A 26,413-nucleotide genomic window follows, 5' to 3' on the forward strand; every position below is an offset into this window, starting at 1 on the left:
CGCCGGCACTGCCGCCACCAGCCGCAGCGTCGCCGGCGAGCTGGACCACGCCAACCCCCACCCCGACGGCCACCCGGTGCACGAATGGGCCTGGCGCGTGGTCTTCCTGCACAGCCTGGTGGGCCGCGGCGGCGGCTTCCAGGATGAGAAGTTCGGCATCGACATGGCAAGCGCGGTCTACGAGATGGCCTCGCCCGCCCTCAAGCCGGCCACCGTCCACTCCGCCCTGGCGCAGATCGACGCGGAGGCCAACTACCTGCGCAACCGCAACGGCCGCCTCTACGCCGACACCGTACCCACGCTCAACAACATCCTGCGCCGCATCGAGGGCAACGTCACCGACGCCGAGGCCCTGGAGCGCGTGGAACAGGTTGTCCGCAAGCTGGTGGACAAGTCCGCGGTCTTCGACCTCCACCCCAACATCAGTGACGGCGACGCCATCCCCGACAAAAAGCCCAAGCCGCAGCTCGGCATCATTGCCTTCGACACCCGCGACCTCGCCCCGGCGCGCTTCATCGAGCAGCGCGGTGCCGCCATCCGCGAGCACCAGAACCAGGTCTTCCTGCTGGCCCCCAGCACCGTACACATCGAGGGCGCCGTCTGGACCGAGGCGCGGGTGCAGCAGGAGCGGCGCACGCGCCAGAACATTCTCGCGCTCGCCCGCAAGGCCATCGCCGTCGAGCGGCTCAAGGCCAACCCCGAGAACTGGGGCGTGACCCACGAGCAGTTGCAAAAGGCCGGCTTCAAAGACCGCGCCGCCAAGGCCCCGGCGGAGCTGCGCACGGCCATCGACGAGTCCTACCGTCACCTCCTGTTCCCGAGCCGCAACGGCGGACAGGTGGCCGTGCGCGACCTGGGCAAGGGCGGCGCCGGGCCTACCGGCGGCGGCTCCGGCGGCCTGCACCTGGAAGGTGCCATCCTCAAGCAGCTCGCCGACGAGCGCGAGCTGATCACAGAAGAGCAGGCCACCACCGGCGAGACCCTCACCATCCTCGGTAAGCTCTTCTTCGACGCGTACAAGCAGGTCCCGGTGAGCGAGCTGGTGAGCCACTTCGCTACCCGCCGCCACTGGCCCATCCTGCAGGCACCGGACCTGCTGGCGCAGGTGCTGGTGGTCTTTCCGTCCGAGGCCTTCGACGATGCCGGCAACCCCGACCCGGAGCAGGCCCAAACCGGCGAGTCAGTGCCCCTCGGCGCCCTCAAGACCGGCGTCGTCATGCCCTATCATGAGGCCCAGAGCCGCGGCTGGATCGTCGCCCCCAAGGTACAAGAGCAGCAGTTCACCCTCACCGACCCGGCCAGGATCAAGCAGGTGCTGAACCTGCTCGCCGGCACCGCGCTCAGCCAATCCAAGACTCAGGTGACTGTGCTCAACATCGTCGCCACACTGGCGGATAAGGGTCAGTTCCAAATGGCACTGACCAACACCACCATCGGCGCCCTGGTGGACAATCGCGCCCTGTTCGCGGCCCTGAACAACCGCCTGCATTTCGCCGACAATGGCCAGGTCCGGCTCACCGTCGGCGAGCCCGAGCCCAACTGCAAGTTCCTGAGCTTGCTCAAGCAACCCAACGGACAATCCTGATCCATGGCGAGAACCGCCCCCGCGGCACCGCGCAGCCCAGGCGCCGGCAGCCGGTCAGACAGCGCCAAGGCCGACGACGCCAGGCTCGCGAAGCAGGCCAAGCGCGCCCCCTACCTGCTGCGCATCACCGCCCGCAACGACCTGCCGCCGCCGCTGTTGATCGTCAAAGAGCGCATCGCGCCGGAGGACCGGGACGACACCGCCGGCCTCACCAACCCCCGCGCCAAGCACCTGGAGCGCGGCAGCCTGCACGGCGAGGCCGTGCGCGCCAGCCTGCCCGTGCTGCGGCGCCTGCTGGAGGCGGTCAAGGACGATCAGGGCATCCCCCTAGGCCTGGAGCGCTTCATGTCAACCCAGGGGCTCAAGCAGACCGACCGCAACCTGCCCCTGGACGAGGCCGCCGGCGCCCGCCTCGCGCTCTTCTTCAGGCTCCAGCGCAAGGTCAAAGACAGCGACCGCATCGAGCTCATCGGCCGCCGCGTGGCCATGCTCTCCCGCGAGGAGGCCGTCTACTGGCTCGCCAATGTCACCACCGCCGACCCGGCGCTGCGCAGCTGGGCCGTCAGCGGGCTGCGCCACATGCTCTGCGGCGGCGCCGGCGACAAACGCCTGCCGCAGGTGCTCGAGCGCATCCGCGCCCGGGGCTGAGCGCGCGCAGGACGATGCACCACCGCATGCGCCTCACCGCCCACCAGCAACAGGTCATCAAACAGGCCGCACAGGACGCCTTCGGCCCCGACGTGCGCGTGCATCTGTTCGGCTCCCGCGTCGACGACACCCGCCGCGGCGGCGACATCGACCTGCTCATCCGCACCGCGCTCACCGATCCCGAGCGCATCGTGCGCGCGGAGATCGACTTCCAGGTCCAGGTGCAGCGCGCCCTCGGCGAGCAGCGCATCGACCTGCTGGTGGACTACCCGGGCCGGCGCGTGCGCCCGCCCATCTTCGACGTCGCCGCCCGCACCGGGGTGGCGCTGTGAGCGACAACACCCCCGCCCGGCGCCTGGCGGATGCGCTGCGCGAATGCCACCAGCATGCCCACTACATGCGCTATGCCTTGACGGCCCTGGCACCGCACCTGCCGCTCACCGGCGCGCGGCTCCGCGCGCTGGATGCCGAAGCAGTCCAGGATCTGGACCAATTCGTCCTGCGCTTCGGCAAGCTGCAAGACGCCATCGGCATGCGCCTGCTGCCCGCCGTGCTGGCCTACCTGCAAGAGCCCTATGAACGGCGCCCCATGCTGGACAAGCTGCATCGGCTGGAGCAACTGGGCTACCTCGACGATGCCGCCGACTGGCAGCGGCTGCGCGCCATCCGCAACCAGTTTGCCCACGAGTATCCGGACGCGCCCGAGCGTAACGCCGCCGTCCTCAACACCGCGGTGGAGGCCGCCGCTGCGCTGGAGTCCATCCTCGCGCGCATCGAGGCGGGGCTTGGCGCACAGACGCCGTGACCCTTACCCCGGATGGCCGCCAGCCACGAGCCCGCGGCTCATCAAGCCCCAAGGAGCAGCAGCATGCGCGACGGCGGCATCGTCGCCGCCCGCAACTACCTGGGCCGCCACGGCAAGCGCGACAGCGCCGCGCTGCGCGGCCTGCTCAAGGTCTGGGCCGACGAGTGCGACGACGAGGCATTGAAGCGCGAGGCGCTGTTGATCGATTATGAGCTGTAGCCGAAACGACCCTGCACGGCCTGTGCCGGGAACGAGCGCCTGGATGCAAGCCGCGGACAGGCTGTCGGTCGCGAGCCATCAACCCGAGCGAGTGGAGGCAGCACATGCACATCGCCGTCGAGCGGCAGCCGCTATGGACTCGGTGATGGTGGCCCTGGTGGTTGGTGGATTCTGATGGAGCCGGAAGTCCACTTGATCCGTGACCAAGAAGTCGCCGTGCCGGACCTGGCCGGCTGGCGGCGCGAGCGCATCCGCGCCCGGGGCTGAGCGCGCGCAGGACGATGCACCACCGCATGCGCCTCACCGCCCACCAGCAACAGGTCATCAAACAGGCCGCACAGGACGCCTTCGGCCCCGACGTGCGGGTGGATCTGTTCGGCTCCCGCGTCGACGACACCCGCCGCGGCGGCGACATCCCGGGATGGGGCCGGCACGCACCAGCCGACGGAGCATCCCCATGAAGCCATCCATCGCCTTTGAGCGACACCGTGAATCCATCCGCCGTATCGTTGCCGCCCATCACGCGAGTCATCCACGGGTATTTGGCTCGGTCCTGCTCGGCAAGGATCACGATGGCAGCGACCTCGATTTGCTCGTTCAGCCCACCGCAGAGACCTCGCTGCTCGATATCGCGCGCATCCAGGTGGAATTGGAAGCGCAACTGGGCGTCCGCGTCGATGTGCTGACGCCGAATGCCCTACCGGCGCAGTTCCGGGATCGCGTGCTGCACGAGGCGCAGCCCGTATGAGCAGCAAGTCATTGCGTGTGCCTGACTATCTCGGCCATATGCTGCAGGCCATCGACCGCATCCAGGCCTACACCAATATGGTTCCAAAAGAGGCATTTATGCAGAGCACGCAGCTTCAGGACGCCGTGGTCCGCAATATCGAGATCCTCGGCGAAGCGTCTCGGAACGTGCAACTGCACGGGCCCGAGCTGGTCGCCCAACACCCAGACATCCCTTGGTCTGCACTCTATGCCATGCGCAATCGCATCAGCCATGGCTACTGGTCAGTGGACCTGGATACCGTGTGGAATGTCGTGCAACGCGAGCTGCCCACCCTTCGCGTGCAGATTCATACCCTAGTTTCGCAAATGCAGGCTTAGGCAACATGGCGCACCAGGATTTAAGGCTGATCGAAGCCGGCTTTCCCTGCCATCAGGTGGGGGCGGAGACGCGGCGCGAGTGCGACCGTGGCAAGGCGCCGCCGACGCATCGGCTGCACGTCTGGTGGGCACGCCGCCCGCTGACGCCGAGCCGGGCGGCGATCCTGGCTTCGTTGCTGCCGGCGGATGCTGACCCTGAAGCCTTCGTGAAGGAATTGGGTATCCGCGTGCTCGTGGCGGATGTGCATGGGGTCGGTTGGGTGCTCGGCGAGGAGAAGTTGCGTGAGCGTGTGATCAACACACGCGAAGGACGATCACTCAATGTCGATGAGGTCGTACAGCGGGTGCTGATGCAAGAGCTTAGGGGTGCGACAGGAAACGGTTAGCCGCTGGCGCAAGCTGCCAGCATACAGGGCCGCCATCGAAGGGCACCTGGCCGACAGCCACAACGCGACCGCTGGCCGCATGGCCGATCTGGTGGAACGTGCCCTTGATGTGATCGAAGAACAGATGGACTACCGGTATGACCGCCGCATCAAGCTCAGGGCCGCAATTGCCGTCCTTCAGTTGTCCGGGCTGGGTCGGGCTATGGCCGCCAGGCAAGTGCCCCGCGCCAGCAGTCCTACCGGTAACTCGGGTATCGACTGACGGGTTAACTGTGGACCCCCGTCCCATACTGGACTTCGTTGGAGCAATCCGTCTGCTAAGCTTCGGTCGCAAGAAACGCGGCAGCCGGGGAGAAGCAGCATGACCAAAGAAGAGGTCCGGGAGCCCAGCACACGGACAGAAGGAACCACCTTCCGAAGCTTGGCGGATGTAGGGCTAGATCGGCATCGACAGGGGATCAAAAAGGAGCCGGAAGAGCGGAGGGAGCAGGAGGAAGAGGGTAGGGAGCGCAGAACCACGAGCGCCGAAGCAGAGCGTGAGTTTAAGCGGGAACTTCAGCGCGTTGCCCGGATCGTCCAGGAGCTGCCGTACGATGCTGTGTTCAGCATCACAATGAAATTTCTCATCGCGTTCTGGATGGCGAACCTGGTAATTGTCGCGATTGTCTCTGGCGTCTTGTTTTTGCTGACTGGAGGACTACCTGGGCTATCGGGCGGCGCGTGACCTTAGCCATTTCCGCGTAACCATTGGCGGGCAAAGTCGTGAGCGGCCGAGAAGCCTATCAGCGTTAGCTGCCCGGAGCTTGGTTGTCCGGGCCATTCCGTTGTGCTGAAAGAGACAGATGTACCGGCCCGCATCTGGCTAATCAACGCCCGGGTTTGGGATTGGCTGAACGTTCCCTCAATAGTGTCCTTAGCGTAGATGGGAGTATTGTCGTCGACTCTCACCACTGGGGAAGTTCCTGGGTGATGGTTCACACCTATGCGCGCGGAGGCGTAGGTGGGGCCCAGGAAAAACGACGGTGTAGGCTGCAACAAGTAGTCCCCGCGGGAGTTCACCGTACAGAAGCGCACATCCCGCACCTGATCGTACCGGCAATTCGTGTACCAAGTGCAGTCCGGACCGAAGCTGTCGCTGTCTTTGTCCCTACGCCACTTGCCACAAGCAAGGTTAGATTCCGCCCTCGGGGAGTCGGCCGGCTCCCGTGAGGAGGGCCTTTCGCCAGTGTCCGCCGTGTATGATCCCGGGGGCGCTGCGCACGCCGAGATAAACAGACCGATAAGAGCAACAACAAGCGACCGCACCACGTCAAACTCCTGACCACGCCGAGTCTTCGCATCTACCCTACAAGAGGTAATGTTCCAATTCCCATGCAGAATCCAGGGAAGCCGGAACAATCTCTTGGTTAGCAGATCAGGGCACTGGTCGGGAACCCCCAACTTAACCAACAAGTCGACGAGGGACGCCTGAGCAAAGACAGGGGGTCGCCGCAGGACGGGCCTGCGAAACTCCGCCAAAAGTTCCCCCAGGGTTCCCCCGCGATTCACGCCCACCTGGCAGCCCTCGGAGAAATTCCGTAAGCACCTGTTTGTGAATGGTGCCCGGGGCGGGACTCGAACCCGCATGGCCGAAGCCGAGGGATTTTAAGTCCCTTGTGTCTACCAGTTTCACCACCCGGGCGGGCGCGAGGGCGAGATGTGTGCGGGCGAGGTCGCGAGCCGGCTAGCGCCGTGGGAGGCGGCGGCCCGGCGACGAAGGGGAATGGAGGCTGAGGTCGGAATCGAACCGGCGTCCACGGCTTTGCAGGCCGCTGCATAACCACTCTGCCACTCAGCCGAAGCCCTCTAATATAACGGCCGTCGGGTGCTTTGTCACGCCCCGGATCACGCGCCGGACCAGGGCGACTTCCGGCGCTCACGGCGCTGCATCGGGCCGGTGTCACGGCGCCCGTTGGCGACTGCGTCGGATGTGGCACCGGTCTGCCAGCGGGCCGCGATGAGCCCTTGCGAGCCGCATCCGCGTGTTGACGGCGGCAAGCGGCAACGGTCATACTGGTGGGTCTTGAGCGGTGGCCGCATGCCGTCGAAGACCGTGCACCGAGCGGGTCGGCTCGGGCTTCAGAGTGAGCCCCCAGGATGAGCCGACGGCCCGTCGTTGCGGGCGCTTCTCGCCGAGCTTTTCGTAACTCCAACACCGACGGGGACGATCCGGTGCCCCGACGCGATCCGCGCCAGTTGCGGGGTAACAGGACTTATGTACGCAGTCATTGAAACAGGCGGTAAGCAATACCGCGTTGCCGAAGGCGACAAGCTTCGCGTCGAGAAGCTCGACGCCGAAACCGGCGCCAGCATCGACCTCGACCGGGTGCTCATGATCGCCGACGGCGGCGACGTCAAGGTCGGCAAGCCCTTTATCGACGGCGGCAAGGTCACCGCCGAGGTGGCCGGTCACGGCCGGGGCGGCAAGGTCAAGATCATCAAATTCCGCCGTCGCAAGCATCACATGAAGCGCCAGGGCCACCGGCAGTGGTTTACGGAGCTGAAGATTACCGGCATCGCGGCCGGCGGCTGACGAACAGCGCCGACTGCGACCCGCTTACGCGACCAGCGACACGAGGCATTCATCCATGGCACACAAAAAGGCAGGCGGCAGCTCTCGTAACGGCCGCGATTCCGAATCCAAGCGCCTCGGCGTCAAGCGCTTCGGCGGCGAGCGCGTCCCCGCCGGCAGCATCCTGGTGCGCCAGCGCGGCACGCGCTTTCACAACGGCGCGGGCGTCGGGCGCGGGCGCGACTACACCCTGTTCGCGCTGAAGGACGGAGAGGTGCGCTTCGAGGTCAAGGGCCCGCGCAACCGCCGCTACGTGAGCGTCGTCGAGCCGGCGCAAGGCTGAGCGCCTGCTGGGCCGAGCGTAACGCGCCAGAGCCGGAGCCGAAATGCACTCGCAGCGTCGGCTCGTTGTCGTGCCGGCAAGCGTGCGGCCGCCGGCGCCGACAACGCTGACGGCAACAACAACGCAGCATCGCTGGCCCTCGGCTGGACTATCACCGCGCGAGGGACGATAGCCTCTCGCTCAGCGCCCTCGCCCGCAGCGCGGCGCCCCCGCCCGCAATCGAAGCGCCGCGAGCGCTGCATCGCGAAAGCCCCGCCCCGCGGGGCTTATTGCGTTCTGCATGCCCGCGAACACCGAGATACCCACCGTGAAATTCGTCGACGAGGCCAGGATCCGCGTAGAAGCCGGCAACGGCGGCGATGGCTGCGTGAGCTTTCGGCGCGAGAAGTTCATCCCCAAGGGCGGACCGGACGGCGGCGACGGCGGTGACGGCGGCAGCGTCTACCTCGTAGGCGATGCGAATCTGAACACCCTGGTGGACTTCCGCCACCAGCGCCGGCATCGCGCCGACAACGGCCGGCCGGGCATGGGCCGCAACCGCACCGGTGCCGCCGGCGCCGATGCGGAGATCCGCGTGCCGCTCGGCACCCGCGTGAGCGACGCCGCCACCGGCGAGGTCATGGGCGAGCTGCTGGAGCAGGATGCGCGCCTGCTGGTGGCCGCCGGCGGCTTCCACGGCATCGGCAATACCCGCTTCAAGTCCAGCACCAACCGCACGCCGCGGCAGTCCACCCCGGGCAAGCCGGGCGAGCGCCGGGAGCTGCTGCTGGAGCTGCTGCTGCTCGCCGACGTGGGTCTGCTCGGCCTGCCCAACGCCGGCAAGTCGAGCCTGATCCGCGCGCTCTCCAGCGCCCGGCCGAAGGTGGCGGATTACCCCTTCACCACCCTGTATCCGAATCTGGGCGTCGTCAGCGTCGGCCCCAAGCGCAGCTTCGTGATGGCCGATGTTCCGGGTCTCATCGCCGGCGCCGCCGGCGGCGCCGGGCTCGGCACGCACTTTCTGAAGCACTTGGCGCGCACCCGTCTGCTGCTGCACCTGGTCGACCTAGCCCCGGCGGACCCCGAGGCCGCACCGGCGGGCGATATCCGTACGCTGGCCGCCGAGCTGGCGGCCTTCGACTCCGCCCTCGCCGCCCGGGAGCGCTGGCTGGTGCTGAACAAGATCGATCTGCTGGACGCCGACACCCTGGCCGCACGGCGGGCCGAGCTGGTGCAGGCGCTGGACTGGCGGGGGCCGGTGTACGCCGTCTCCGCGAGCACCGGCGCCGGCACGTCCGAGCTGGCCCGAGACGTCATGGCGCGGCTGGACGAGCTGCCGCATCCGCTGCACCCCACCCCCACACCGAGCCCGGATGAGGCCGACTGGCATCCGCTGGACTGAGGGCCCGTCGGCTCCATCGCCCCGGCGCAAGCACCCCGGCCCATCCCAAGACCCACCGCGATGTTTCAACGCCATCACATCCCCGGCACCCGGCGCTGGGTCGTCAAGATCGGCAGCGCACTGCTGACCCGCGACGGCGCCGGCCTGGACACGGATATGCTAGCCCCCTGGATCAGCCAGATGGCCACTCAGCGCGCCGCCGGCCGCGAGCTGGTGCTGGTATCCTCCGGCGCCGTCGCCCAGGGCATGGCGCGCATGGGCTGGCGCCAGCGCCCGCAGGCCCTGCACGAGCTGCAGGCCGCCGCGGCCATCGGGCAGATGGGTCTAATCCGCGCCTACGAAGACGGCTTCTCCCGCCACGGGCTGCACACGGCCCAGGTGCTGCTGACCCGCGACGACCTGGTGGACCGCAAGCGCTATCTGAACGCCCGCAGCACCCTGCGCACGCTGCTCACCATCGGCGTTGTGCCGGTGGTGAACGAGAACGATACCGTCGCCACCGACGAGCTGCGCTTCGGCGACAACGACACACTGGCCGCGCTGGTGGCGAACCTGCTGGAGGCGGACCTGCTGATCCTGCTCACCGACCAGGACGGGCTCTTCTCGGCGAATCCGCGCACCGACCCCGAAGCCCAGCTCATCGACTCGGCGCGGGTGGACGACCCCCAGCTCGACCGGGCCGCCGGCGGCAGCAGCGGCGGCGTCGGCACCGGCGGCATGGTCACCAAGCTGCGCGCGTCCCGGCTGGCGGCGCGCTCCGGCTGCGCGACGGTCATCGCGCCCGGGCGGCGCGGCGAATGCCTGACACAGATCGCCGGCGGCGGCGACATGGGCAGCCTGCTGGTGCCGGCCCAGGGGCCCCAGGCGGCGCGCAAGCGCTGGCTTGCGGGGCATCTCAGTGTCAGCGGGCGACTGGTGCTCGACGACGGCGCCGTGCGCGCCCTGCGCGAGGGCGGGCGCAGCTTGTTGGCGGTGGGGGTGACCGCGGTCTACGGCCATTTCGCCCGCGGCGAGGTGGTAGCCTGCGTGGACCGCGACGGCCGCGAGGTGGCCCGCGGGCTGGTCAACTACGACGCCCAGGACGCCATCCGCATCAAGGGGCTGCCGAGCAGCGCCTTCGAGGGTGTGCTGGGCTTCGTCGACGACGACGAGCTAATCCACCGGGACAACCTGGTGCTCATGTGAAGCAGGCACGACGGCGCCCTCCGGGCTGCGATGGCGGACGCGGCGCTAGCGCGCGCCAGAGTCCGGCGGTCGAGGCGCGCGGCCGGGAGCTGGGCTCAGCGTGCGACCCAGCGGCCGTCCTCTCTGGAGAGCCAGAGCTCAACGACATCCGTCTGCGGCCGCTCCTCGCCGCGGCGGATGCGGCGCTCTACGCGGCAGTCGAAGTGGACGCCGGGGCGGTCCAGCCCGCGACAGCCGAGCTTGACGATGTCTTCCAGCTCCAGGGTCAGCACACCGGCGTCATCGGCCCCCAAGTGCTCGACGCTGCGAGCGTTCAGATCCGTCAAGGTGGCGGTGTAGGCGCTGCGGATCTGCTCTTCAGTGGGCTCTTCGACCACGCCGGAGCCGGTCTGGGCGCTCGCCTGCGCATCATCACCGCCGTCCTGCGCGCGAAGCGCGGCGCTGGGGGCCACGGCAAGCAGGGCGAGCGCCAGGGCCCACACACGCAGCGACGCAAGTAGCCGCATCGGCCCTCCAAGAGCGGTTTCGGGCGGTCGCGAGGAAGATCGTGCTGACTGCAGGGGCATGGCTTCGGCTTGGGAGCAAAGGGCTTTACAGCTGCGATTGTAGCGGGCGCCGGCCGCTCGCGCGCAGCTGCGATCCTCCGCGGGCAGCACCGCGGCGCTTGCCGACGGGCGTCAAAATTCGTAGCCTGCGTGGTCTGCTTTCCCTCCAAAGCTCAGGGCCTTTCTCGGAGATCCGCATGTCCTCGCCCGCCGATATCGCCCGTTACAACATGATCGAGCAGCAAGTGCGCCCGTGGAATGTGCTCGACCATCGGGTGCTGCAGGTGCTCGGCGAGCTACCCCGAGAGGCCTTCGTGCCCGACGCCTACCAGGCGCTGGCCTATGCAGACGTGGAAATACCTCTGGGCACAGACACCTGCATGCTGGCTCCCAAGATGGTGGGCCGCATGCTGCAAGCGCTTCAGGTGCGCGACGGGGACAAGGTGCTGGAGATTGGCCCGGGCACCGGCTATATCACCGCCTGCCTCGCGCGCCTCGGCGGCCGCGTCATCGGCGTCGAGATCGACCCCGACCTGGCGGCAGGCGCCCGCGAGCGGCTCGACGCCATGCAGCTGCGCCGGCTGGAGGTGCATACCGTCGACGCCATGGCCGGGCCCGTCGACGGCGGCCCCTTCGATGCCATCGCCGTCACCGGGTCGCTCCCCACGGAAGAGCCGCTGCCCATGCTCACGCAGCAGCTGGCGCCGGGGGGGCGGCTGTTCGTGGTCGTCGGCGAAGATCCGGTGATGCAGGCACGACTCGAGACCCGCGTCGGCGGGATCGGCGACCTGCGCCGCCAGACCTTGTTCGAGACCTCGGTGCCGGCGCTGAAGAACGTCCCGCAGCCCGAGCGCTTCGTCTTCTGAGGCCAGCCGCGCATGGTGCGCCAGGTGAATCCCAGCGAGCTGGCCGCGATCCTGAACGGCGACGCGCCCGCGCCACAGCTGCTCGACGTGCGCGAGCCCTGGGAGCTCGACATCTGCGCTCTGGAGGGCGCGAGGCACATCCCGATGCGCCGCATCCCGGGGGCGCTCGGCGAGCTGGACCCGGAGCGCCCGGTGGTGGTCATCTGCCACCACGGCATCCGCAGCCAGCAGGTGGCCCTGTACCTAGACCACCAAGGCTTCCGGCAGGTACTGAATCTGCGTGGTGGCATCGATGCCTGGGCGCATGACGTGGACCCGGACATGGCGACCTACTGACCGCCGCCAAACGGCCCCCACAGACGACTCCGCCCGTCGCAGTCTCCTATCCATCGCGCCCCGCCGCAACCGAGCGCAACCATCACAGCGAGGTCATCGTGATGAGCATCCACCAGGCCCCCATGCCCCTGTGCAACGCCGGCTTCTCCCAGCTCATGATCATCGACGCCCAGGAAAGCCTAGCGGCGGTGATGCCGAAGGACGAGCTCGCGGTGGCGGTGGCCAATATCAACCGCCTGGTGCAGGCAGCGGAAATCCTGTCGGTGCCCATCATCTCCACCGAGCAGTATCCCCATGGCCTCGGCCGCACCATCGACCCGATCCGCGAGCACCTGCCGGAGACCGTGGCGCCGACGGAGAAGACCTGCTTCTCCTGCTGCACTGCCGCCGGCTTCGAGCGCGCGCTCACCCAACAGCCGGAGCGCAAGCAAGTGGTGCTGACGGGCATGGAGGCGCATATCTGCATCGTGCAGACGGCCTCGGGCCTGCAGCGCTGGGGCTATCAGGTGTTCGTGGTGGCCGATGCCATCTGCTCGCGCCACCCGGCGAACCGCCAGAACGCCCTGGAGCGCATGCGCCACAGCGGCATCCACGTCACCAACACCGAGTCCGTCGCCTTCGAGTGGCTCGGGGACTCAACCAACCCACACTTCCGCGAGGTGTCGCGGATGTTCAAGTAGCCGTGCTGCCACCGCTTGCCGGCCTGGGTCCCGCTCCGCCTCTTGCCCGGTCTGCTGCCCCGCCAGTCGCCCCACTGGTCGCCCCACTGGCCGCCCCACTGGCTACCAGGCAGTCGCCGGCCAGACAGGCGTCCACCAGGGCTGTGACCCGCCCCAGCGCGCCGCGGTTCTCGACGATGACACGCCGCCCCTGCTCGCCCACCCGGGCGCGCTCGGCGGCGTCGGTGAGCCAGCGCCGCAGCACCGCTGCCAGGCCATCGGCATCCGCCACCTGGGTCAGGGCACCGCGCTCGCGCAGCAGCCGCGTGATCGCCGCGAAATTGAAGGTATGCGGCCCCGCCAGTACCGGCAGGCCCGCCGCCGCGGGCTCCAGCAGATTGTGCCCGCCGGTGGGCACCAGGCTGCCGCCGACGAAGGCGACATCCGCAGCGGCAAAGAAGACGGCCAGCTCACCCATGCTGTCGCCGAGATAGACGGCGACGTGCGCCGGACAGGGCTCGTCCAGACTGCGCCGCGCCAGCCCAAAGCCCGCCCGGCGCACCAGTGCGGCCACGCGCTCGAAGCGCTCGGGGTGCCGCGGCACCAGCACCAGCAGGGCCGTGGGCAGGTCTGCACGCACCATCGCATGGGCGGCGAGCACCTGCTCCTCCTCCCCCTCGCGGGTGCTCGCGGCCACCCACACCGGGCGGTCGTTGCCCCAGGTGCGCCGCAGCACCTCGGCTCGGTCGGTGAGGCTCGCAGGGGGCTGCACATCGAACTTGATACTGCCGGTGACGACAATGCGCTCGGGCTCCACGCCCAACGCCTGGAAGCGCTCGGCGTCCGCCGCCCCCTGGGCGGCGATACACGAGAACCGGCGCATGGTCTCGGCGCTGAAGCGCGCCACACGTGCATAGCCGCGCGCCGAGCGCGCGGACAGGCGCGCATTCACCAGCATGGTCTGGATGCCTCGCGCGTCACAGGCAGCGAGCATGTTGGGCCAAACTTCCGTCTCCATCACCAGCACCAAGCGCGGCGCGGCGCGGTCCAGGAAACGGCTCATGATGCCCGGCAGGTCGAAGGGCGTGTAGCGGTGCAGCGCCGCATCGCCTAGCAGCTCCCGCAGCCGGGCTGCGCCCGTGGGCGTCGTCGTGGTCACCAGAACCCGCACATCCTGTTGCAGCAGGTGGCGCAGTACCGGCAGCGCCGCCTGTACCTCGCCGACCGAGACGGCATGTAGCCAGACATCCACAGGCGCCGGCGGCTCCGGCTCGCGGGCCAGACGCTCGCGCCAGCGCTCGCGGTAGGCCGGTGCCCGGCGTGAGCGCCAGAGCAGACGCAACAGCGCGAGGGGGATCAGCAGCGCGACCAGAAGAGAGTAGAGTCGGCGCGACAATACGGACCGTCTTACAACCCTGGCGGGCGATTATCCGGGGAGACCGGGGCAGGGAATCGGCGGGCGCCGACCCCGCTGCCCCGATGGGAACGGGACAGCCGCGCGAATCAGAGCGCGGTGGCGGTGGTGTCCGCGCCCGCGTCTTGCGGCGCCGGGGCAGCGGGCATGGCCGCCGGGGCCGGCTCCGGCACCAGCTGCTCGGGCACCGACTTGGCGAGCTTGCCCTCGGCGATGGCGGCGTCGATCCAGGGCTGATGCAGTGCCAGCAGGCTCCAGACCATCACCATGCCCACGGGCCAGGCCAGCAGGGCCGCCGGACGGGACGGGCGGAAGCGCAGCACCACCCAGAGCCAGATGACCGTCAGCACCGCTGCCGTCACGTATGCGACCGGCTGCCACTGGAAGCCTTGGTCCATGGGCAAGTAGTTGCCGAGTCCGTCCACCGGCGGCGGCTCGCCCAGATACAACAACCAGACCCAAGCCACCCAGAGCGCCGCTGCGGCGACGCCGAACACCAGCGCCGAGAGCCAATGCGCCGGCCAAACCAGCCAGCGCGGCAGCCGCTGCACGCCGCCGGCACCGATGACGGCCAGGGGCACCAGGAGCCCAAGGGCCGCGACCGGGCTCAGCGCATCGGACAGGACCAGAAGCCCCCAGCCGAGCACGGTCACCACCAGCGCGGCGCGAAAACCGGGGAAGCCGAAGATGGCGCCCGGGCGCAGCACCAGCGTGAGCACGGCCAGCAGCCAGGCCGGGAAGGCCATGGTCAGGAACAGCCACAGCCATTGCAGCTGCGCCGAGGGATTGCTGAGATCGATGCCGGCGATGTAGCGACCCAGGGTATTGGCGGACAGCCAGGTCTGGTAGAGGTCATCGCCGCGCTGCTGCAGCAGGAAGGGCCAGATCAGCAGCCAAGGCAGTGCAAAGATCACCGCGACGATGATGCCGCGCAGGTAACGCCCGAAGCGGGCGATGCCTAGGAAGGGCAGCACCAATGCGGAGATCCCGAGCACCAGGGGCCCGAACAGCCCGTGGGCCATGAAGGCGATACCGGCGCCGGTGCCAAGCCAAAGGCCGCCCCAGAACACGCGGCGCGGCCACAATGCCATGCCGTACAGACCCATGGCCATACCGGCAATGAGCCCGGTCTCGGGCAGCATATCGTGGCCGTACCAGACGACACCGAGACTGCTGATTAGCACCAGCACCGCGGCGGCGCCAGCCGCCGGCATGACTGAATCGTCGGCGTGGCGCCAGGCGGCGCGGCCGACGAGCGCCGTGAACAACAGTGTCAGGCCCAGGAAGACGCCGCTTGCCACGCGTGCGGCCTGCTCCGCGGGCAGATAATCCCCGAGCGCTTGGGCCAGACCGGCGCCAGTCATGTAGTACAGCGGCGGCGTGTCCAGCACGGGCGTGCCGTCCACCTGCGGCACCAGGTAGTCGCCGCCGTCGATGATGCTTTGCACGGCAGCGAGGGAGCGCGTCTCGCCCGCTGTCCAGGGCTCATGCCCAACGAGTCCGGATGCGACGAAGGCGCCCGCCAGCAACAGGGTCAGGAACCAAAGCCAGGAGCTCTTTTGTTTGGGGGGTTTGGCCGCGGATGCATCCGCCTCGGCGGCCTGGGTCGCTGATTTTGCCATCTCGAATCCTCACTGCCAGCGCGGGATGGACTATAGCACAATGGCCCTGCTGCTCTGCGGGCCGATCACCGCCATTGTACCGGTCTCTGGCGCCGGACTGCGGCGCCCATCGCCGCCGAAAGCTGTCCAGGATCACCCTGCACCCACATCCGACCCCGCGACAGCGGCAGCGAATGCAACAAACTCCCATGATCCAGTCCCCCCCGCGCATCACCGTGCTCGCCTCGTTCTCCGGCGCCGGCGGCGTCGAGCGGATGCTCGTGAACCTGCTGCACGGCTTGACGGCGCAAGGCCGCGACCTGGACCTGCTCACCATCCGCACAACGAGCCCGCATCTCGATGACCTGCCGGCGGCCGTGCGCCGGATCGACCTCGGCGCCCGCCACAGCCTGGGCGCCGTCGGCGCCTTGGCCCGCCATCTGCGCGCCGAGCGGCCGCCGGTGCTGCTGGCGGCCAAGGACCGCGCCGGCCGTGCCGCAGTGCTGGCGCGCCGACTCGCCGGCGTGCGCACGCCCATCGTCATGCGCCTCGGCACCAATCTCGGCGCGGCCCTGGCGGAGCGCCATCCCCTCGCGCGGCGCCTGCGGGTGGCCGCCGCGCGCCGCAGCTGGCGACGGATCGAGCACATCGTCGCGGTCTCCGCCGGCGTCGCAGCGGACACCGCGGACATCGCGCAGTATCCGCGCGGGCGCATCAGCGTCATTCACAATCCAGTCATCACGGCGCAGCTTTATGCACAGGCCGCCCTGCCCTGCCCGCACCCCTGGCTGACGGCGGCGGCGCAACAGACGGCGCCGGTGGTCCTCGGCGCCGGCCGCTTGGAGCGCCAGAAGGACTTCCCGACACTGCTGCGGGCCTTTGCGCAGCTGCGCGCGGCAAGACCCTGCCGGCTGGTGCTGCTCGGCGACGGCGCCTGGCGCGAGCGGCTGCTGGCGGAAGCCGAGGCCCTCGGCGTCGCCGCCGACCTCGACCTGCCGGGCTTTCAGGCCAATCCCTATCCCTTCCTCGCCAACGCCCGACTGTTCGCGCTCTCATCCGCCTGGGAGGGCTCGCCGAACGTCCTCACGGAGGCAATGGCCCTGGGCACCCCGGTCGTGGCGACCGACTGCCCGAGCGGACCGCGGGAGATCCTCGCCGACGGTCGTTTCGGCCCGCTGCTGCCGGTGGGGGATGCACCGGCGCTGGCGGCGGCCATGGCGAGCGTGCTGGATGACCCGCTGCCCAGAATGACGCTGCAGGACGCCGTATCTCCCTATCGCGCCGACACCAGTGCGACGGCCTATGCGGCGGTACTGGATGCCGTCGCCGCGGGGCTGTCGCACACCCAAGCGGATAAGCCGTTTTAACTGATTCTTGCACCGTGACTAGGTGACTCATGCAACGCTATCGCATCCTGCACCGGACCTACTACAGCTTCTCGGGCGAGGTACAGCTCGGCCCCCACAGCCTGCGTCTGCGACCACGGGAAGATCACGAGGTGCGCATCGAGTCGGCAACGCTGACCATCACGCCCACCGCCGTGCTGCGCTGGCAGCGCGATGTCGAGGACAACTCGGTGGCGACTGCAACCTTCGAGACACCTGCTAGCCAGCTCGCGATCGAGAGCGATGTCGTCATCCAGCACTTCAACGCGGCACCGCTCGATTTCCTGGTCGACGCGCAGGCCGTCGATTACCCCTTCGCCTACTCCGCCGAAGATCAGCCCGTGCTCTTCCCCTACATGGACGCGTCCCGACGCAGCAGCGGCGACCCGCTGACGGCCTGGGTCGACGCCGTCTGGAGTCCGGGCGAGCGGATTCAGACCTACGCGCTGCTGCAACGCCTGTGCGTCAGCATCCACGAGCGCATCGCTTACCGGGTGCGCGAGGAGCCCGGTGTCCAGGATGCCGCGGAGACACTCGCATTGGGGACCGGCTCTTGTCGCGACTCTGCCGCCCTTTTCATCGAAGCGGCCCGCTACCTGGGCCTCGCGGCGCGCTTCGTGAGCGGTTACCTCGAAGCCGAGCCGTCGGCGCTCAACTACGGCGCGACACATGCGTGGGCCGAGGTCTATCTGCCCGGCGCGGGCTGGAAGGGGTTCGATCCGTCCATCGGGCAGATGGCCGGTGCGCAGCACATACCCGTGGCCGTGGCGCGGCTTGCAGAGTCCGTCCCGCCGGTTGCCGGCAGCTACGTCGGCATGCCGGGAGCGAGCCTCAGTGTCGGTGTCTGGGTATCGGCGCTGTAGCCAAGGACGCGGCAGGGAATGCGGGCAAGCCGCCCCGGGGGGCGGCAATCTCGGGTGAGCCGTTGCGCTTACTGCTGGGGTTGCGGCTGCCCAAACTGGGGTCCGGGTGCCTGCTGGGGCGCGCCATAGGGCATACCGCCGTAGGGTGCTCCATAACCACCACCCCCGTAAGGCGCGCCATAGCCGCCGCCATAGGGTGCGCCCATGCCACCATAGGGACCGCCATAGCCGCCGGGACCGCCGTAGCCGCCCGGACCGCCGTAGCCGTATCCATAGGGTGCGCCATAGCCGCGTCCGCCGCCATAGCCGCGGCCATAACCGCGCCCGTAGCCCCGGCCGGTGCCGCCGCCGCTCATATTCATGTTGAAGTCACTGTAGCCGTCGCCGAACATGTCCGTCATGCCGTCCATCATGCCGTTGTTGCCATAGCCGCCGGGGCCACCCCACCAGGCGCTGGCGGAGAAGGAGACGCCGGCGAGACCGACGATGGCTGCGATGCCGACATTCTTGAGAAGCTTGGTCATGAGCAAATTGCCTCTTGAGCTTGGTGCGCGCGAGCACGCATGGTGGCGACCGCTCCAGGATGGAGGGTGCCGTGAAGGGAGGGTCTGAACCGGAGGGCGACCAGGCAGCGCGGCGCACCGCGCTCCGGCCTCAACAAGATGTCGTCGCGATCCACCGAACGACAGGCGCTGCGGCAGGGCAGCGGATGCAGTCGCAAGGGGTCTGTGGCAGGAAGCTTAGAAGTGCTGAGCGCACAGCCTCTCCAACGCGAGCCTGAGACAAATTGACCGACCGTCGGGCTAGACTCCAAAGCCCGGCGTGTGCCGCCTGCCATCGGCAGACCGGCGCACATGATAAACAGCTTGGGGCGGGACGAGAGAATGAAACGGGCGCCGTCTGCGCCGCCGCCCGATATCTCAGCTCGTCGTCGCCGCGTCCGCGAGAGCCAGCCCCCGCAGCTGCTGCGAGAAGCGCTCCAGGGCGTGGATACCCGTGGCCTCCGCCTGCTGGCACCAATCCTGGAGCTGATCCAGCAGCGCCGACTGGGTGGCTGCCTGACGCTCCCAGATCTGGCGCAGGCGCTCGCGGAACTGGTAAACCACCGCCAGCTCCCGACTCTGCGCCAACAGCAGCTCCAGATTGCGCCGCCCGCTCTCATCGAGCTGACTCCAAGCACGCGCAAGCATGGCGGCAGCGCGCCGCGGCGACGTGCTGCCGTCGAGCGCCCCACTGCTCCGGGCCGAGCGTGTCACCGGCTTCAGCACATCCAGACTGAAGCGGCGGATCACGTGCATGCGCCCGACAAGCAAGGCCCTCAGGGTGTCCATGTCGATGTTGCGCTTGTCCGCGATGAAGCGTGGCGATGGTGCCAAGCGCTTCACGCGCGCCAACCGCAGCCAAGACAGCAGCCGGATGTAAGCCCAGCCGACGTCGAGCTCCCAACGGCGACTCGCGAGCCGCGCCGAGGCCGGGAAGGCGTGATGATTGTTGTGGAGCTCCTCGCCCCCGATCAGCACGCCCCAGGGCAGGATGTTGGTGGAGGCATCCGGGGTCTCGAAATTGCGATAACCCCAGTAGTGGCCGATGCCGTTGACGACGCCGGCGGCGAGCACCGGGATCCACAGCATCTGCACCGCCCAGACGGTGACGCCGTAAATACCGAACAGAAACAGATCGATGAGCAGCATGAGGGGGTATCCGGCCCAGCTGAAGCGACTGTAAAGATTGCGCTCCAGCCAATCGTCCGGGGTGCCGTGCCCATAGCGCTCGACATCCTCGGTGCGCTTCGCGGCGATGCTGTAACGCTCGGTGCCACGCCAGAAGATCTCGCGGATACCGAAGACCTGCGGGCTATGGGGATCGCCTTCGGTATCACAGTGGGCGTGGTGCTTGCGGTGCACTGCAACCCAGTGGCGCGTGATCATCCCCGTGGTGAGCCACAGCCAGAACCGAAACAGGTGCGCGATCACCGGATGCAGGTGTAGCGCGCGATGGGCTTGCGCCCGGTGCAGATAAAGCGTGACAGCGACAATAGTGAAGTGGGTCATGGCCAACGCGGCCAAGACGACCTGCCAGGGCGGCAGATCAAGGAACCCCTGATACGACATTCAGTCAATCCTAGTAAAAAGGCGGGTCTGCGCGAGGCGGTGGCCGCGAAAGTCCTGGTGAGAAGCGGACTCAGCCACCTCCCGATGGCCCGCGGTTGCTCCCAAGTCAGGCAGCACGGCGGTCCAATCGTTCCCCGCTCGTGTGGATGACCCACTGGCGGCTGGCCTTGGCCGCAAGCCTGTCCACAACGCGCACAGCACTGAGCTAGCGGCGGGCGCCCGCCGGCTTGCCGTCAGCGACCGGACGCCGGCACCAGCGCCCAGTCCAGGGTCATGGTCTGGGCCGGCAAGTGGTGCAGCGGCGCCTCGGCCCGCTGAACGGCCAATTCCGCCAGGCCCAGGTTGTCGGCCAGCCAACGGCGGAAGGAGGCGTCGGCCGCCGCCAGCCGCTCGCCCACCACCAGCCAGTCCCCCGCGGGCAGCCGCTCGGGGAAGAAGCTCCGAGCGGACATGACCACAGCGTCCGGAAAGGCCAGGCGCAGATTGCCGGCGAGCGGGTCGCTGTCCGCCAGCACCAGCTCGGGGCGCGCCCCCGCCGCACGCATGTCCGCCGCGAGGGCCCGGTAGGGGGCGTTCAGGCGCGACGGGCGCTGCGGGTCCGCCCACAGGGCCTGCCCCGGCAGCGCCACGGACACCGCCACCAGCACCACCAGGGCCAAGGCGACGAAGACCCGGCCGCCGCGCCCGCCGGGGGCGGCATGACAGGCGAGCAGCAGGGGCGCGTAGAACAGCATCGGCTGCAGCCAGTGCTCCTTGATATCCCGGGCGCCGCTGACCAGGATCAGCGCCACGGCGAGGGCGAGCACGACGCCGGCGGCGCGCCACAGGAGCCGGCAGCCCGGACGGGGCGCGCGGTCGGTCCCCCCGCCCCTCCCCCGGCGCAACAGCAGCGGCGAGACCAAGAGCAACACCCCGAGCATCGCCCCCAGGCCCGACGCCAAATCCAGCAGCGTGCCCCAGCCGATGCCGGCGCTCATTTGCAGCTTGTCGAAGCCCTCCCCCGCCGCCGACGGTGCGCTCAGCGCCCAGAGCGCATGGGGCGCGAAGACCGCGGCCGCCATAGCCAGGGCTGCGGCGAAGCGCCAGCTCAGCATGACCCGCCGCCAGGCGGGCAGTGTCGCCGCCGCCGCGAGCAGGCCGAGGGCGAAGAAGCCGAAGTTGTATTTACTCAGCGCGCCCAAGCCCAGCAGCAGCCCGAGGGCCAGGTAGGTCGGCCAGTCGGGGCGCCGCGGCAGCCGCAGCACCGCCACCAGGGTCCAGGCGGCCACCACCACCGCCAGCACGGTGTGGGTGAAGTTGCGCTGGTCCTCCCAGACGATCTGCGGGATCAGCGCCAGCCCCAGCACGGCGATCCACTGCCGGGCCGGGCTCAGGCCCAGCTCCCGGGCGGCGGCGGCGACGCCGGCGACCAGCAGCGTCAGCAGCAGGGTCTTCAGCGCCAACAGCGCCGGCAGGCTCGGCCCGGTCACAGCGAACAGCGCCTGCACCAGCCAGGTGTAGAGCGGCGGCTGGCTGTTGTAGCCGAGCGCCGGGAACTGGCTCAGGATCAGCTGCTCGGCGTGGTCCCACTCCGCGGTGGGCGTCACCAGGCCGAGCGAGAGCGCATTCAGCGCAAAATAGACCAGCGCGGCGGCGGCGATGGCCAGGGTGGTGCTCCTTTTCGGCAGCGCGGTCATGGCGAGGACTGGACTGCGGTCAGCGCGCGGCAGGGCTGGATGCGGGTGCCGCGCCGGCCAGCAGCTCCCGGTAGACGGCCAGATTGCCGGCGACCATGCCCGCGACGGAGAACTCCCGCGCCACCAGGTCGCGGCCGGCCTCGCCCATGCGGCGACGCAGGTCCGCAGCCATGAGCAGATCCAGGATCGCCGCCGTGAGCGCCGGCACGTCCGCCGGCGGCACCAGCCGGCCATTGACCCCGTCGCGCACCGCCTCGGGGATGCCGCCGACGCGGCTGGCGACAATGGGCACGCCGGCGGCGGACGCCTGGAGCAGCGAGACGCCCAGCCCCTCCAGCGTCGCCGGATGCACCAGCAGGTCCATGCAGGGCAACACCCGCGGCAGATCCTCCCGATAGCCCATGAGCCGCACGTGCGCGGCGAGGCCGTCGCGGTCGATGCGCTCCTGCAGCGGCCCGGCCATTGGCCCCTTGCCGAAGAAAAGCACCTGCACGTCCGGCACCGCGGCAAGGATGGCAGGCAGCGCATCCAGCAGGAACCGGTGCCCCTTGCGCTCGATGAGCTGGGCCACCACGGCGATGACGGGACCGGATCGGGCGGCGCCGCCGGGCGCGGCACCGAGCACGCCGGCCAGGGCCGTCCAGTCGCAGCCGCCGGCGTACGGCGTCGGATCCACGGCGCTTCGCACCACCCGCAGCTTCCCCTCCGCCAGACCTGCTGCGAGCAGCACCCGGGCGATGCCCTCGGAGATGGCGATGACCCGATGGTGCAGCCGGTACTTGGCCGCCGCGAGCCAGCGCGGCTCCGGGTTGTCCACGCGCCGCGTATGCACCACGGGCACGCCGGCGCGCCGGGCCGCGAGAGCGCCCATGACGTCCGCCCCGATGCGGCTGTGCAGGTGCACCAGGTCCGGGCGGACATCGCGGATGACCCGCCCCAGCCGGCGGATGATGCCGAGATCCAGATCGCCGCCCATGGGGATCGCGTGCACCTGCGCGAAGGGCGCTGCGCGCCGCACCAGGGTGCAGCCGGGCCGGCAGGCCAGATGGCTGTCGACGCCCTGCCCGGCGAGCCCTTCTAGCAGGTAGAGCACCTGCTGCGCGCCGCCGTAGAGCTCGGCGCCCCCCTCCACATGCAGCACCCTCACCAGCCGCCCCCCGGCAGCGCCCGCAGGGCCGCCATGACCTCGTCCACGGTAATGTCGCGCATGCAGTCGAAGCGCCCGTTACAAGTGGGCCGGCGCCGGCAGGGCGAGCAGTCCCGCGCATGATAGAGCACGCGGGCGTCGGGTCGGGCGGTATCGGTGTACGGCAGCGTCGAGCCGAACAGGAGCAGCGTCGGGCGCTTGCGGGCGATGCCCATGTGCCCGAGGCCGGTGTCCACCGCCACCACAGCCCGGCTGCGGTCGATGACGGCGGCGGCCTCCAGCAGACCGGTGCGCCCGGCGAGGCTCACGGCGGCGCCACCGGAGGCCTGGGCGATCTCGGTGCCGGCTTCTACGTCATCCGGGCCGCCCAGCAGCACCGACGGCAGCCCGGTGGCGGCGCGCAGCCGCAAGGCCAGCTCGGCCCAGCGCGCCACCAGCCAATGCTTCTGCGGGCGGGTGGTGAAGGGACAGAGGGCGAAGCAGCCGTCGGCCGCACCGGCCGCCGCCAGCAGGTCGTCGGCGGCGGCACCTTCCTCCGGCCCGAGGTGCACGGCCATCTCGAACCCGTCCAAAGGCAGGCCCAGCGTGCGCGCAACATGCAGGTATTCCGAGCCGATGCGCGCCCGCTCCGCCGCCGGCTCCCGCGGCAGGACCTCGGTTAGCAGAAAGCGGCTGCCCTCTCGGCTGCTGAGGCCGATGCGCGTCGGCGCCGCCGACAGCCACACCGGCAGGGCGCTCTTGAGCAGTCCCTGGAGATCCACCGCCACATCGAAGCGGCGTGCCCGCAGATCGCGGCGTAGGCGGTAGAGCGCCGCCGCAAGCGCCGGCAGCCGCCGCTCGCGCCACAGCGCCCGCAGCGCCGGGGCGGGCCACTCGATAACCTCGTCCAAATGCGGGTGGTGGCGCAGCAGGGGCGCGCAGCCGGGCTCCGCGAGCCAGGCCAGGTACGCGTTCGGGTAGGCGCGGCGGAAGGCGGCCGCCAGCGGCGAGGCGAAGAGCACATCGCCGATGGCGCTGAGGCGCACCAGGAGAATCCGCTCGGGCGCCGCTGGGATGACCGGGCTCGGCTGCTCCATTACCCCGTACTCCCGGGCTCGCCGGCGGCGACGGCGCGAAAGAAATCCAGATAGTCTGCGGCGGAGGCCGCGATGCCGTAAGGTGCCGCAGCGGCACGCAGCAGCCTCGGTGGCGTGGGCTCCAGCAGCAGGACCTCGATGGAGGCCGCCAGCGCCGAAACGTCCCCCACGGGGGTCAGCGGTCCCAGCCGGCCGCCTTCGAGCAGCTCCGCGACGCCGCCGGGGCAGGCGGTCGCGGCCACCGGGGTCCCCACGGCCATGGCCTCCACCAGCACATTGCTGAGTCCCTCGCGACGCGAGGACACCACCAGCGCCGAGGCCCGAGCCAGGTACGGGAAGGGCTCCGCCACGAAGCCCGGCATCGTCACGCGCTCGCCGATACCGAGGCGTCCAGCGAGCGCTGCGAGCTTGCGGCGCTCGCGGCCTTCGCCCAGCAGCATCAAGCGGGCGTCCAGGTCCGCCGGTAGGCGTGCGAAGGCGCGCAATAGGGTCGGGAAGTCCTTGACCTTGCGCAGCCCCCCTACTGCCAGCACCACCGGTGGTCCACCGGGGGCCAGCCAGGGATGCGGCGCCCGGGCACCGATGCGCCGGTCGAGATCATCGGGCACCACAGGATTCGGCAGCACCCGCAGCGGCACCCCCGAGATGCCGATGCGGTGGCGCAGGTCGTCGGCGACGGCGTGCGATACCGCCGTGATGCCGTCGAGGCGATGGTAGTCCCGGCGCACGCGCCGGCGCTGCCGCCAGGTATACAGCGGATTGAAGCGCTTCGCCGCCAGGCTGACCGACAGTGGCGTGCCGACGGTGGTCACCACCCGCAGGCCGCAAGCCAGCTGCTCGCGCGCGTCGAGGGCGGCCCGATCGTCCGCGAGCTTCCCCGTGAACACCAACTCCGGCGGCCGCGAGCGCAGCGCAGCGGTGAGCGCCGGCGCCCCGGCTCCCAGCGGCGCCACGCACACCCCGTCTGGCAGCCCCCGCAGATAGCCGTGCCCGGTGCGACCCACCAGTAAATCCACCTCGCAGCCAAGCTGCGACAGCCCGCCGGCGAGGCCCGTCATCACGCGCTCGACGCCGCCGCTGCCGAAGGCGCCCACCGCCAGCGCGACATGCATCAGCCAACACCTCGAGCAGCGCGGGAGCTTCCGGCGAACAGGCCGACGCTCAACGCGGCGCCGGCGAGCAGGGCCCAATAGGCGCGCCAGGATTGGTGCATGGCATGAAAATCGAACAGATTCCAGATCATCGAGTAGACCAAGGCCAAGGCCAGGAAGCGGGCGACATCGCCATCCACCTGGCGGACGACCCGCGCTTTGGACACGGAGCGCAGCAGCAGTGCGAACAGGCCGAGCCAAAGCATGAGTCCGATGAGCCCGAGCTGCACCAAGACGTCTAGGTAGGTATTGTGCAGATGCTCAATGGGTCCGTAGCCGATGAGCATGATGCTGGGGTCGCCGCTGGCGGCGAGGAGCGCCTTCGCAGCCCCCGGTCCCCAGCCCAGCCAGGGATGCTCCAGCCACGCGGTGACACCGAAGCGCTGGGCGTGCCAGCGCTGGCTCAGCGACGAGTCCGGCGCATAGTCGATCTCACCAGCGAGCATGGCCTGCACGGCGCCCCACTCCGAGGCGAACCGCTCGGCCATAGGGCCTGCATAGAGCAGCACCACCACCGCTGTCACCGCGCCCACGGGTAGCAGCAACCGCAGCGGCAGCCGCAGTCCCGACGTGCGCGCGGATGAGGCCAAGCCGAGGACTGCCGTCAGGGCCAGCGCCAGCCAGGCGCCGCGGGAGAGGCTGAGCAGGAAGCCCTGTGCCACCAACAGAGTCGCCACCCACCAGAGCGCGAGCCGCAGGGGCCGGGGACCGGGGCCCTGCCACCAGCGACGGCGCAGCACCACCAGCCCCAGCAGTGCCGTCCCGCTGAACAGCGCCCCGACATTGGCCGGAAAGCCGAACCCCGGCCGCGCCTCCAGAAATGCCCCCGGGTCCGCGAGCAACAGGCCCCAGTCCAGGCGCCATAACGCCCCGAGGATGAGACCGACCAGGGCGAGCCCTAGCAGACGCAGCAACCGCGACTGATCGCCGGCGAGCAGATAGGCCACCGGCACGAACACCAACAGCTGCGCCCACTGTGCGGCAGCCTCCATGCGCACCGCCAGCGTACCGCCGGGGTAACTGCCAAAAACCCCCAGCGCGAGGGCATAACCGGAGAAGCCGACGGCGACCACCACCCCGGCAGACAGCGGCCAGGCGGGACGGCGCATCAGCACCAAGAAGAAGGCGAGCACGACGAGGCCCAGCCCGACAGAGACGCCGGCGGGCGCCGAGAACAACGCCAGCGCGGTGACATCCAACCCCAGGCGCCGCAGGCGGTCAATCCAGACTTGCAGCACGGGGTGTCCAGTTGGGTTGCATCGGGCGGTGGGAGCGGCGTCCCGCCATGGCCTTGCCGGCAAGGGGCTGGCACGGGGCTGGCACGGGCGCGATAGCCCGATGCGTCTGCCCGGGACGCCCTGTCGTGGCGAGCC

At 69.5% G+C, this 26,413-nt stretch carries 30 protein-coding genes, 2 tRNA genes and 1 pseudogene; 21 read left to right on the forward strand and 12 right to left on the reverse strand.

Annotation, left to right across the window (positions count from 1 at the left end; all coding sequences use genetic code 11):
• Positions 1 to 76 precede the first annotated feature (76 nt).
• From CKO31_RS00100 to CKO31_RS00155, 12 genes and pseudogenes are all read left to right on the forward strand, one after another.
• Complete coding sequence (locus CKO31_RS00100; RefSeq protein WP_200232805.1) at positions 77 to 1,585, forward strand: hypothetical protein; 1,509 nt, start codon at positions 77 to 79, stop codon at positions 1,583 to 1,585.
• 3 nt (positions 1,586 to 1,588) lie between these two features.
• Positions 1,589 to 2,233, forward strand: a complete 645-nt coding sequence (locus tag CKO31_RS00105) for a DUF7680 family protein (protein WP_200232807.1) — start codon at positions 1,589 to 1,591, stop codon at positions 2,231 to 2,233.
• A gap of 26 nt (positions 2,234 to 2,259) precedes the next feature.
• Complete coding sequence (locus tag CKO31_RS00110; protein WP_200232809.1) at positions 2,260 to 2,565, forward strand: nucleotidyltransferase domain-containing protein; 306 nt, start codon at positions 2,260 to 2,262, stop codon at positions 2,563 to 2,565.
• Positions 2,562 to 3,038, forward strand: coding sequence for a hypothetical protein (locus tag CKO31_RS00115; RefSeq protein ID WP_200232811.1), 477 nt, complete (start codon positions 2,562 to 2,564; stop codon positions 3,036 to 3,038). Before CKO31_RS00110 ends, CKO31_RS00115 begins: the two co-directional genes overlap by 4 nt.
• A 63-nt stretch (positions 3,039 to 3,101) precedes the next feature.
• The gene (locus CKO31_RS00120) at positions 3,102 to 3,257 is read left to right on the forward strand and encodes a hypothetical protein (protein ID WP_200232814.1); all 156 of its coding nucleotides are present in this window, start codon (positions 3,102 to 3,104) and stop codon (positions 3,255 to 3,257) included.
• Positions 3,258 to 3,395: 138 nt separating this feature from the next.
• Positions 3,396 to 3,509 (forward strand): annotated as a pseudogene (locus tag CKO31_RS00125) (Uma2 family endonuclease); the annotation flags it as partial.
• A gap of 41 nt (positions 3,510 to 3,550) precedes the next feature.
• Positions 3,551 to 3,718 carry a hypothetical protein gene (locus CKO31_RS00130; RefSeq protein ID WP_438873993.1) on the forward strand — a complete coding sequence of 56 codons (168 nt, stop codon included), beginning with the start codon at positions 3,551 to 3,553 and terminating at the stop codon, positions 3,716 to 3,718.
• Positions 3,715 to 4,005, forward strand: a complete 291-nt coding sequence (locus CKO31_RS00135) for a nucleotidyltransferase family protein (RefSeq protein WP_200232815.1) — start codon at positions 3,715 to 3,717, stop codon at positions 4,003 to 4,005. The genes CKO31_RS00130 and CKO31_RS00135 overlap by 4 nt, the downstream gene beginning before the upstream one ends.
• Complete coding sequence (locus tag CKO31_RS00140; protein WP_200232816.1) at positions 4,002 to 4,364, forward strand: HepT-like ribonuclease domain-containing protein; 363 nt, start codon at positions 4,002 to 4,004, stop codon at positions 4,362 to 4,364. Before CKO31_RS00135 ends, CKO31_RS00140 begins: the two co-directional genes overlap by 4 nt.
• A 5-nt stretch (positions 4,365 to 4,369) precedes the next feature.
• Positions 4,370 to 4,750 (forward strand): DUF1156 domain-containing protein, encoded by a 381-nt coding sequence (locus CKO31_RS00145; RefSeq protein WP_200232817.1) that lies wholly within the window; start codon positions 4,370 to 4,372, stop codon positions 4,748 to 4,750.
• Positions 4,731 to 5,012, forward strand: coding sequence for a hypothetical protein (locus CKO31_RS00150; protein WP_200232818.1), 282 nt, complete (start codon positions 4,731 to 4,733; stop codon positions 5,010 to 5,012). The genes CKO31_RS00145 and CKO31_RS00150 overlap by 20 nt, the downstream gene beginning before the upstream one ends.
• A 99-nt stretch (positions 5,013 to 5,111) precedes the next feature.
• Entirely contained in the window at positions 5,112 to 5,474 is a 363-nt protein-coding gene (locus CKO31_RS00155; protein ID WP_200232819.1) for a hypothetical protein, read from the forward strand.
• An 872-nt stretch (positions 5,475 to 6,346) separates the two neighbouring features.
• Here CKO31_RS00155 and CKO31_RS00160 read toward each other — a convergent pair.
• Together CKO31_RS00160 and CKO31_RS00165 are read right to left on the reverse strand one after the other, a co-directional pair.
• Positions 6,347 to 6,431 (reverse strand) — tRNA-Leu (locus CKO31_RS00160).
• Between the two features lie 82 nt (positions 6,432 to 6,513).
• Positions 6,514 to 6,587 (reverse strand) — tRNA-Cys (locus CKO31_RS00165).
• Between the two features lie 417 nt (positions 6,588 to 7,004).
• Between CKO31_RS00165 and rplU the strand changes: the two genes are divergently transcribed.
• The 4 genes from rplU (at position 7,005) to proB (ending at position 10,210) form a co-directional block, all read left to right on the forward strand.
• Positions 7,005 to 7,322 carry a 50S ribosomal protein L21 gene (gene rplU / locus CKO31_RS00170; RefSeq protein ID WP_200232821.1) on the forward strand — a complete coding sequence of 106 codons (318 nt, stop codon included), beginning with the start codon at positions 7,005 to 7,007 and terminating at the stop codon, positions 7,320 to 7,322.
• A 55-nt stretch (positions 7,323 to 7,377) separates the two neighbouring features.
• A complete protein-coding gene (gene rpmA, locus CKO31_RS00175) occupies positions 7,378 to 7,644 on the forward strand; it encodes a 50S ribosomal protein L27 (RefSeq protein WP_200232823.1) in 267 nt (88 codons plus the stop codon).
• Between the two features lie 307 nt (positions 7,645 to 7,951).
• The gene (gene cgtA, locus CKO31_RS00180; protein WP_200233204.1) at positions 7,952 to 9,025 is read left to right on the forward strand and encodes an Obg family GTPase CgtA; all 1,074 of its coding nucleotides are present in this window, start codon (positions 7,952 to 7,954) and stop codon (positions 9,023 to 9,025) included.
• 60 nt (positions 9,026 to 9,085) lie between these two features.
• Positions 9,086 to 10,210: a glutamate 5-kinase gene (gene proB / locus CKO31_RS00185; RefSeq protein ID WP_200232825.1), complete on the forward strand. Its 1,125-nt coding sequence runs from the start codon at positions 9,086 to 9,088 to the stop codon at positions 10,208 to 10,210.
• A 95-nt stretch (positions 10,211 to 10,305) separates the two neighbouring features.
• Here the strand turns inward: proB and CKO31_RS00190 are convergent, their stop codons facing one another.
• Entirely contained in the window at positions 10,306 to 10,716 is a 411-nt protein-coding gene (locus tag CKO31_RS00190; RefSeq protein WP_200232827.1) for a hypothetical protein, read from the reverse strand.
• A gap of 236 nt (positions 10,717 to 10,952) precedes the next feature.
• On the opposite strand from CKO31_RS00190, the gene CKO31_RS00195 reads away from it, so the two are divergent.
• The 3 genes from CKO31_RS00195 to CKO31_RS00205 all read left to right on the forward strand — a co-directional run bounded on the left by CKO31_RS00195 (position 10,953) and on the right by CKO31_RS00205 (position 12,637).
• Positions 10,953 to 11,621, forward strand: a complete 669-nt coding sequence (locus CKO31_RS00195) for a protein-L-isoaspartate O-methyltransferase family protein (protein WP_200232829.1) — start codon at positions 10,953 to 10,955, stop codon at positions 11,619 to 11,621.
• Between the two features lie 15 nt (positions 11,622 to 11,636).
• Positions 11,637 to 11,957, forward strand: a complete 321-nt coding sequence (locus CKO31_RS00200) for a rhodanese-like domain-containing protein (protein ID WP_438873994.1) — start codon at positions 11,637 to 11,639, stop codon at positions 11,955 to 11,957.
• A 101-nt stretch (positions 11,958 to 12,058) separates the two neighbouring features.
• Entirely contained in the window at positions 12,059 to 12,637 is a 579-nt protein-coding gene (locus CKO31_RS00205) for an isochorismatase family protein (RefSeq protein ID WP_200232833.1), read from the forward strand.
• On the opposite strand, the gene waaA is transcribed toward CKO31_RS00205, so the two are convergent.
• A complete protein-coding gene (gene waaA / locus CKO31_RS00210) occupies positions 12,630 to 14,012 on the reverse strand; it encodes a lipid IV(A) 3-deoxy-D-manno-octulosonic acid transferase (protein ID WP_200232835.1) in 1,383 nt (460 codons plus the stop codon). The genes CKO31_RS00205 and waaA overlap by 8 nt on opposite strands.
• Positions 14,013 to 14,119: 107 nt before the next feature.
• Positions 14,120 to 15,652: an ArnT family glycosyltransferase gene (locus CKO31_RS00215; RefSeq protein WP_200232837.1), complete on the reverse strand. Its 1,533-nt coding sequence runs from the start codon at positions 15,650 to 15,652 to the stop codon at positions 14,120 to 14,122.
• A gap of 188 nt (positions 15,653 to 15,840) precedes the next feature.
• Between CKO31_RS00215 and CKO31_RS00220 the strand changes: the two genes are divergently transcribed.
• Both CKO31_RS00220 and CKO31_RS00225 read left to right on the forward strand, forming a co-directional pair.
• On the forward strand, positions 15,841 to 16,998 hold the full coding sequence (locus CKO31_RS00220; RefSeq protein WP_200232839.1) for a glycosyltransferase: 1,158 nt from the start codon (positions 15,841 to 15,843) through the stop codon (positions 16,996 to 16,998).
• A 29-nt stretch (positions 16,999 to 17,027) separates the two neighbouring features.
• A complete protein-coding gene (locus CKO31_RS00225) occupies positions 17,028 to 17,879 on the forward strand; it encodes a transglutaminase family protein (RefSeq protein ID WP_200232841.1) in 852 nt (283 codons plus the stop codon).
• A 68-nt stretch (positions 17,880 to 17,947) separates the two neighbouring features.
• On the opposite strand, the gene CKO31_RS00230 is transcribed toward CKO31_RS00225, so the two are convergent.
• The 7 genes from CKO31_RS00230 to CKO31_RS00260 all read right to left on the reverse strand — a co-directional run bounded on the left by CKO31_RS00230 (position 17,948) and on the right by CKO31_RS00260 (position 26,278).
• The gene (locus CKO31_RS00230; RefSeq protein WP_200232842.1) at positions 17,948 to 18,403 is read right to left on the reverse strand and encodes a sulfur globule family protein; all 456 of its coding nucleotides are present in this window, start codon (positions 18,401 to 18,403) and stop codon (positions 17,948 to 17,950) included.
• Between the two features lie 396 nt (positions 18,404 to 18,799).
• Positions 18,800 to 19,990 carry a DesA family fatty acid desaturase gene (locus CKO31_RS00235; protein WP_200232843.1) on the reverse strand — a complete coding sequence of 397 codons (1,191 nt, stop codon included), beginning with the start codon at positions 19,988 to 19,990 and terminating at the stop codon, positions 18,800 to 18,802.
• 233 nt (positions 19,991 to 20,223) lie between these two features.
• On the reverse strand, positions 20,224 to 21,666 hold the full coding sequence (locus tag CKO31_RS00240; protein WP_200232844.1) for a glycosyltransferase family 39 protein: 1,443 nt from the start codon (positions 21,664 to 21,666) through the stop codon (positions 20,224 to 20,226).
• A 19-nt stretch (positions 21,667 to 21,685) separates the two neighbouring features.
• Entirely contained in the window at positions 21,686 to 22,813 is a 1,128-nt protein-coding gene (locus tag CKO31_RS00245) for a glycosyltransferase (RefSeq protein ID WP_200232845.1), read from the reverse strand.
• Positions 22,810 to 23,889 carry a glycosyltransferase family 9 protein gene (locus CKO31_RS00250; RefSeq protein WP_200232846.1) on the reverse strand — a complete coding sequence of 360 codons (1,080 nt, stop codon included), beginning with the start codon at positions 23,887 to 23,889 and terminating at the stop codon, positions 22,810 to 22,812. The genes CKO31_RS00245 and CKO31_RS00250 overlap by 4 nt, the downstream gene beginning before the upstream one ends.
• Complete coding sequence (locus tag CKO31_RS00255; protein ID WP_200232847.1) at positions 23,889 to 25,001, reverse strand: glycosyltransferase; 1,113 nt, start codon at positions 24,999 to 25,001, stop codon at positions 23,889 to 23,891. Before CKO31_RS00255 ends, CKO31_RS00250 begins: the two co-directional genes overlap by 1 nt.
• Positions 25,001 to 26,278: an O-antigen ligase family protein gene (locus tag CKO31_RS00260; RefSeq protein ID WP_200232848.1), complete on the reverse strand. Its 1,278-nt coding sequence runs from the start codon at positions 26,276 to 26,278 to the stop codon at positions 25,001 to 25,003. The genes CKO31_RS00255 and CKO31_RS00260 overlap by 1 nt, the downstream gene beginning before the upstream one ends.
• Between the last annotated feature and the right edge of the window lie 135 nt (positions 26,279 to 26,413).

The organism is Thiohalocapsa halophila, assembly GCF_016583825.1.
Classification (GTDB): Bacteria; Pseudomonadota; Gammaproteobacteria; order Chromatiales; family Chromatiaceae; genus Thiohalocapsa; species Thiohalocapsa halophila.